Raw genomic sequence first — 6,108 nt, 5'->3', positions numbered from 1 at the left:
TACGCCACCGACCTCTTCGAGGAAGCCACAGCGGCGTCCCTCGGTGCCCGCTTCGTACGGGTCCTTGAGACGGTCGCCGCCGACCCCGCCATACCCGTACACCACATCGAGGTCATGGACACCGCCGAACGCCACCAGGTCCTCGTCGACTGGAACGACACCGCACACCAGGTGCCCACCGGCACGATCGTCGACCTCTTCGAAGCCCAGGTCACCCGCACCCCCGACGCCACCGCCGTGATCGACCCCGAAGGCGCCGAGATCTCATACGCCGAACTCAACAAGCGGGCCAACCGCCTGGCACGCCTGCTGATCGAGCACGGCGCCGGACCCGAGGACCGGGTCGGCGTACTCATGCCCCGCTCGCCAGGGATGGTCGTCGCCCTGCTCGCCGTCCTCAAGAGCGGCGCCGCCTACATACCGCTCGACCCGCAGTACCCGGCAGAACGCATCGCCTACATGCTCGACGACGCCCGGCCGACGGTGCTCCTGACCATGGAGGCGCTGGCACCCTCTGAACTCGACGGTCGGATGCGCGTCATCGCCCTCAACGCCTCCCTCACGAGGGGGCGTCTGACGGAGCTGTCGGACACCGACGTGCGGGCCGGGGAACGGAGGGCAGCACTGCGGTCCGAGAACCCGGCGTACCTCATCTACACGTCCGGCTCGACCGGTCGGCCGAAGGGGGTGGTGATCCCGCACCGCGCCCTGCTGAACTACGCGTCGCGAACCCGTGAGGCGTACCCGGCGCTCGCGCAGAGCACGCTCATCCACTTCTCGGTCTCCTTCGACGCGGGCGTCACGGCCTTCTACGGCGCGCTGGTCAGCGGCGGATGCCTGCATCTGGCGCCCGCCGACACGCACCTGCCCGTGGCACCCACGAAGGCGCGGCCTGCGTTCCTCAAGGCCACCCCCAGCCACCTCGCATTCCTGGACCAGGACGGCCTCGGCGGCAACGTTCCCACCAGGCAGCTCATGCTGGGCGGCGAATCCCTCCACGCCGTCCACCTCGAGCAGCTGCGCCGTGAGCACCCGCAGCTGGCCGTGGTGAACCACTACGGCCCGACCGAGGCGACGGTCGGCGCGGTGGACCACCACGTCGCTCCGGGCGAGCCCCTGCAGCACGGCCCCGTTCCCATCGGCCGGCCGATGTGGAACATGCAGGTCTACGTCCTCGACGCAGGCCTGAACCCCTGCCCGCCCGGCGTCCCCGGCGAGCTCTACCTGGCCGGCGCCCAGCTGGCCCGCGGATACCTCGGACGCGCCGACCTGACCGCCGGCCGCTTCGTCGCCAACCCCTTCGGACCAGCCGGCTCCCGCATGTACCGCAGCGGCGACCTCGCCCGCTGGAACACCCACGGCCTCCTCGAACACCTCGGCCGCACCGACGACCAGGTCAAACTCCGCGGCTTCCGCATCGAACTCGGCGAAGTCCGTACCGCTGTCAGCGCACACCCGGGCGTGGCGCAGGTCGCGGTCGTCGTGCGCGAGGACCGGCCGGGTGACAAGCGCATCACCGCGTACGTCGTCCCGGGCGGCGAAGCGGCGCGCACGGACACGGCGGACCTGGTCGCAGAGCTGCGGGGCCACACGGCCGCCCTCCTGCCCGACTACATGGTCCCGTCCGCCTTCGTGGTCCTGGACGCGCTGCCCGTGACGGAGAACGGCAAGCTCGACAACCGTGCGCTTCCCGCACCCGAGCCCCGTGGCATCGCTGGGGGCCGCAAGCCCGCGACCGAGCGCGAAGCGGTGCTCTGCTCCCTGTTCGCCGAAATCCTCGCCGCTCCAGAAGTGAACGTCGACGACAACTTCTTCGAGCTCGGCGGACACTCACTGCTCGCGATCACCCTCATCGAGCGCATCCGCACGGCGCTGGGCATCGACATCCCGATCAGCGCGCTGTTCGCTACACCGACGCCCGGTGAACTCGCCAATCGATCCGACAGCCACTTGTCGGACGCGGTCCGCAGGATTCTCCTGCCGATCCGCACGAGCGGCGAGGCCGAGCCGTTCTTCTGCGTCCATCCCGCGACCGGCGTGGCCTGGGGCTACTCGCCGCTGCTCCGCTTCATGCCCGCGCAGCACCCGCTCTACGGCCTGCAGGCGCGGGGCATCGACGGCTCGGACGTCCCTCTTCCGGGCTCCATCCGGGAGATGGCCGCGGAATACGTCCAGCAGATCCGCACGGTCCAGCCGTCGGGTCCCTACCACCTGGTGGGCTGGTCCTCCGGCGGCGTCGTGGCCCAGGAGATGGCCGTACAGCTCCAGTCCGCCGGCGAGGAAGTCGCGGCGCTGGTGATGATGGATGCCTTCTCCCCGAGCGAGCGAGCGAAGGCGATCGAGGCCTACACCGCCGGCGGGATCGAGATCGAGGACGCGATACCCGGCTCGGAGCTCCTTCCCGAACTCACCGAGGAGGAGTACGCCACCGTCCTGCGCGTCACGGACAACATGGACGCCATCTCGCCCTCCCACCAGCCGGAGGTCTTCCGGGGCGACCTGCTCTTCCTCACCGCGGAGTTCGGCAAGCCGGAAGGCATAGACACCGCCGCCTCCTGGGCCCGCTACACCACCGGAAAGATCGCCGAAGTACCCATCCCCTGCCGTCACGCCCAGATGTCCCGTCCGGACATGCTCGGACGCGCCTGGACCGCCATCGCGGACTGGCTCCACCAGAACCAGAACCAGCCCTCGGCCCAGGAGGAAGGTTCCCACCAGTAACCAACCACACCAACGCCTCGCCGCCTTATCCCGGCGAGCCCTGGCCCCGGACACCCGGCTGCGACAACTCCGCAGCCGGGTGTCCGGGCTTGCGCCCCCCAGTCTTGATGACTCATACGAAGCCGGCTGCGTGACGGAGTCGATCAACTGTCGAAGCAGTGGCTCCAGCGGACCCGGGATCACCCCCACGCCGCTGGATCGGAAGGGAGAGAACCAGGTCAACGTAATGTGCGTGGCTCCTCGGCTCCCGCCCGGAAGGCGGCCCGGCTGCGCCGGCCAAGTCGAGGTGGACGGCATCAGGCCGACGGGCCGGCCCTGCGTCCGGCAGCCAGGGACTCGGCTTTCCCTTCGCTTCACCAGGGCGTGCTAATACTGCTTGCCGGCCACAGGTTGCCGCGTGATGCCGGCACGACGCCCGGATACCGGCAGCCGGCGCCCCGAACCGGATCGACGTGGCGGCGGGGTCGGGGCCTCCCCCCGTGGGGCCGCCCCCACCGGCCGGAGAACTCATGAGTCCGGCGGAGACGAAGAGAGAGGAGCCGTGGTGCTCAGCGAGGTAGGCAGCAGGTCCCGGTGGTTGCGGTCGCTGCGAAGTCGTCAGACACCGCGCCTTCGTCTCGTCTGTTTCCCGCACGCGGGCGGTGCGGCCAGCTTCTTCCGCTCATGGATTCCGCTGGTGCCTGACGACGTGGAACTCCTGGCAGCGCGGTATCCGGGGCGGGAAGACCGCCTTCTGGAGGTCCCGGCGCAGCGCATGGAGGAGCTGGTGGCTCCGCTAGCGGACGCCTGTGCAGCTCTTGTGGGCAGCCCGCTGGTGCTCTTCGGCCACAGCATGGGCGCTGCCGTGGCCTTCGAGGTGGCGGCCAGACTGGCGCGGACCACCTCCGGCTCAGTCCGGCCCGAGGCCCTGTTCGTCTCCGGAAGCTCGGGGCCGGGCATGTCCCGTCCGCGGGAACTCTCCGGCGCGAGCGATGAGGAACTGATCAAGGATCTGGTCGCCATGAGCAACACCAATGCGCAAGCTCTCGCCAACGCGGAGCTGCGGGAGCTCCTGCTTCCGGCGGTGCGGGCCGACTACCGCCTCGTGGAGCACTATGCGGCGGCGGTTCCGGAGCCGCTTCTCGACATCCCCGTCGTCGCCTACTACGGGGACCGGGACGACCACGTGGATGAAAACTCGGTGAACGCCTGGTCCCAGGTGACCAGGTCGACCTTTGCCGCCCGTTCCTTCCCCGGCGGGCACTTCTATCTGGAGCACCATGCGGCGCCGCTGGTCGCTGACCTGTCTGCGCGCCTGGCTCCGCACAGGACAACGGGTTGACGAGGGCCGACGGTCGCTCTCAGCCCGGCCAAGGCGTCAGGATTCGCACTCGCAAGCAAACCCTCCTGCGCTGCTCGCCGTGCCCGTCATGGTCACCGGACACGTGCACCGGGTCGATGCGTGGAGTAGTCGCAGGCTCCAAAGCCCGCGCCCCCGACTCCGGGCTCTGGCATCTCCGAGGGGCGCCTCTACTCGCAGCGGCTGTTGGATGCCGTCACTCGAAACGAACCGCACCCAGCGGCGCATCGACTTGCTCAGTCGGCAGGTGAGACTTCGGACACACCACCTGTCAGCGCCCAGCAGTCGCCGCGACTGGGTGCGCAGCATCAGTGCGGTCCAGGTCGAACAGCAGGCGTTCCAGGTCGGTCATCAGCGACCCGTAAACATGCCAGGCGTCCGGCTGGGCCAGTGTGCCGTGGCCCACCAGGTCGGTCATGGTCTCGTGCCAGGCCTCCGCGTGGTCCAGAGCGTCCCGCAGCCGGTCGCGAGCGTCGGAACGGGCGGACAGGGCTTCACAGTCAGGGGCGGCGCAGCTGCGATGAGCGGCGGAGAACTCCTCCACCGCCTGCCCGGCCAGCTTCAGCAACTCGGCGTACCGCTCGAGGAACAGCGGGCCGAGGTGGTGACCGACCTCGTCGCCCACGCTGTCGACCAGAGTCCGGGCGATCCCGCGAATCTGGAAGGACACTCGGTGCAGGGTGTGCCACAGTTCGCTGTCGGTGTCGTGTCGGCGGTGACCACGGACCGACCAGCGCGTGTTCCAGCGCAGCGACTCCCGGCCCTGTCGTACATGCTGCTGGGCGTCGCCGACCAGCCGCTCGAGGTCGCGGGCCTGCTCCAGCCAGGAACAGGCGCGCTCATGGTGCCGCTGCTCGTCCAGGTCATGGCCCATGCCGCGGAGCAGCCCTCCCATCGCCTGGGCCAGGTTGTGGACGGCGAGGTCGGACTCCGCGAGATGGACGGGCGGCAGGATCAGCGCGTTCACGGCAATACCCACGCCGGCGCCGAGGGCGGTGCCGAGCGCCGAGAACACCACATGCCCGACCGGCGCGGCGGCCGCTGCGGCGAGGGCGAGCACCGCGTTCGAGGCGATCTGCAGACGGTCGTCGGAGATCCGGCGACCGCCGGTGACCAGGGTGATCGCCAGCACGGTGACCATGGTGCCCATGGCGGAGCCAAGCAGCCAGGCGGTGGCGAGCGCGAGTGAGGTCCCGGCGATTCGGGTGAGCACACTGTGCAAGGCCCGGCTGACCGAGCGGAAGACGGTGGTGGAGTTGACCATGAGCAGGGAGCTCGCCATGGAGAGGTACTGGGGCTGACCGGGCAGCCAGAGCGTGGTGGCGCCCCAGGCAAGCAGCAAGGCGACCGCGCTCTTGAGCACATGCACCGCGACATGGGCTGCGGCCGAGTGCCATGCTCCAGGCGGCAACGTCTGCGCTGGGTGCCGCCGGCTCGACCACATAGTTGAAAGTTGCACAAACCAAAGCGTGCCACAGGCGACCTTGATCGGCGCGTGACTTCCCCCACAGCTCCGCCGCAGGGCGCGGCCGGCGAGTGGCCGGTAGCGAAGATCACCCGCCAGTGACGCAGACGCTGCGCAGCACGCCTACGGGGGTGGTCAGCCCGTCGGGAAGACCGGTGCTCAACCGTGCTCCTCGGGTCGCGAAGGACACCATGAGTCCACGCGCCCCGGCCGTCCGCGCAGGGGGCCGGTCCTCCGCCGCCCCGGTGCCGGGCGGCTACGCGTGCCGCACCCGACCGCCCACCTCGATCAGCCCGCCCGGTCGGGAAGCCGTCAGGATCTGCGAGCCCCGTCCCTGGGTGACGCACAGGGCCCGGCCCAGGCGGGCCGTCAGCAGCAGCGCGGCCGCACCCGTCGCCTCGTCCTCGTCGATGCCGTCGCCGCGGCCGGGGAAGGCGCGGGCCCTGACCCGGCCCGCCGCCTCGTCCTGCCACGCCCAGGCGTAGATCCACTCACCGGGCGGGGGCACCGGCAGCGCCTCCACCTCGGCGACCGAGCCGTACTCCCGCAGGGTGCGGCCGGGCGCCCAGTCGGCCTGCGCCGC

General features: G+C 70.3%; 3 protein-coding genes and 1 pseudogene. 2 read left to right on the top strand and 2 right to left on the bottom strand.

Annotation, left to right across the window (positions count from 1 at the left end; genetic code table 11):
- The coding region (locus AOK09_RS31635) for an amino acid adenylation domain-containing protein (protein WP_157876112.1) at nucleotides 1-2,721 on the top strand (2,721 nt) is incomplete at its 5' end.
- A gap of 541 nt (nucleotides 2,722-3,262) precedes the next feature.
- Complete coding sequence (locus tag AOK09_RS31630; protein ID WP_055590661.1) at nucleotides 3,263-4,042, top strand: thioesterase II family protein; 780 nt, start codon at nucleotides 3,263-3,265, stop codon at nucleotides 4,040-4,042.
- A 289-nt stretch (nucleotides 4,043-4,331) separates the two neighbouring features.
- On the opposite strand, the gene AOK09_RS31625 is transcribed toward AOK09_RS31630, so the two are convergent.
- A complete protein-coding gene (locus AOK09_RS31625; protein WP_055590660.1) occupies nucleotides 4,332-5,429 on the bottom strand; it encodes an aromatic acid exporter family protein in 1,098 nt (365 codons plus the stop codon).
- Between the two features lie 352 nt (nucleotides 5,430-5,781).
- A pseudogene (locus tag AOK09_RS42730) lies at nucleotides 5,782-6,108 on the bottom strand (PhzF family phenazine biosynthesis protein); the annotation flags it as partial.

The sequence above is a fragment of the Peterkaempfera griseoplana genome, from assembly GCF_001418575.1.
Classification (GTDB): Bacteria; Actinomycetota; Actinomycetes; order Streptomycetales; family Streptomycetaceae; genus Peterkaempfera; species Peterkaempfera griseoplana.
The sequence above is the reverse complement of the archived record's forward strand: the minus strand, read 5'-3'. Positions and strand labels throughout refer to the sequence as shown.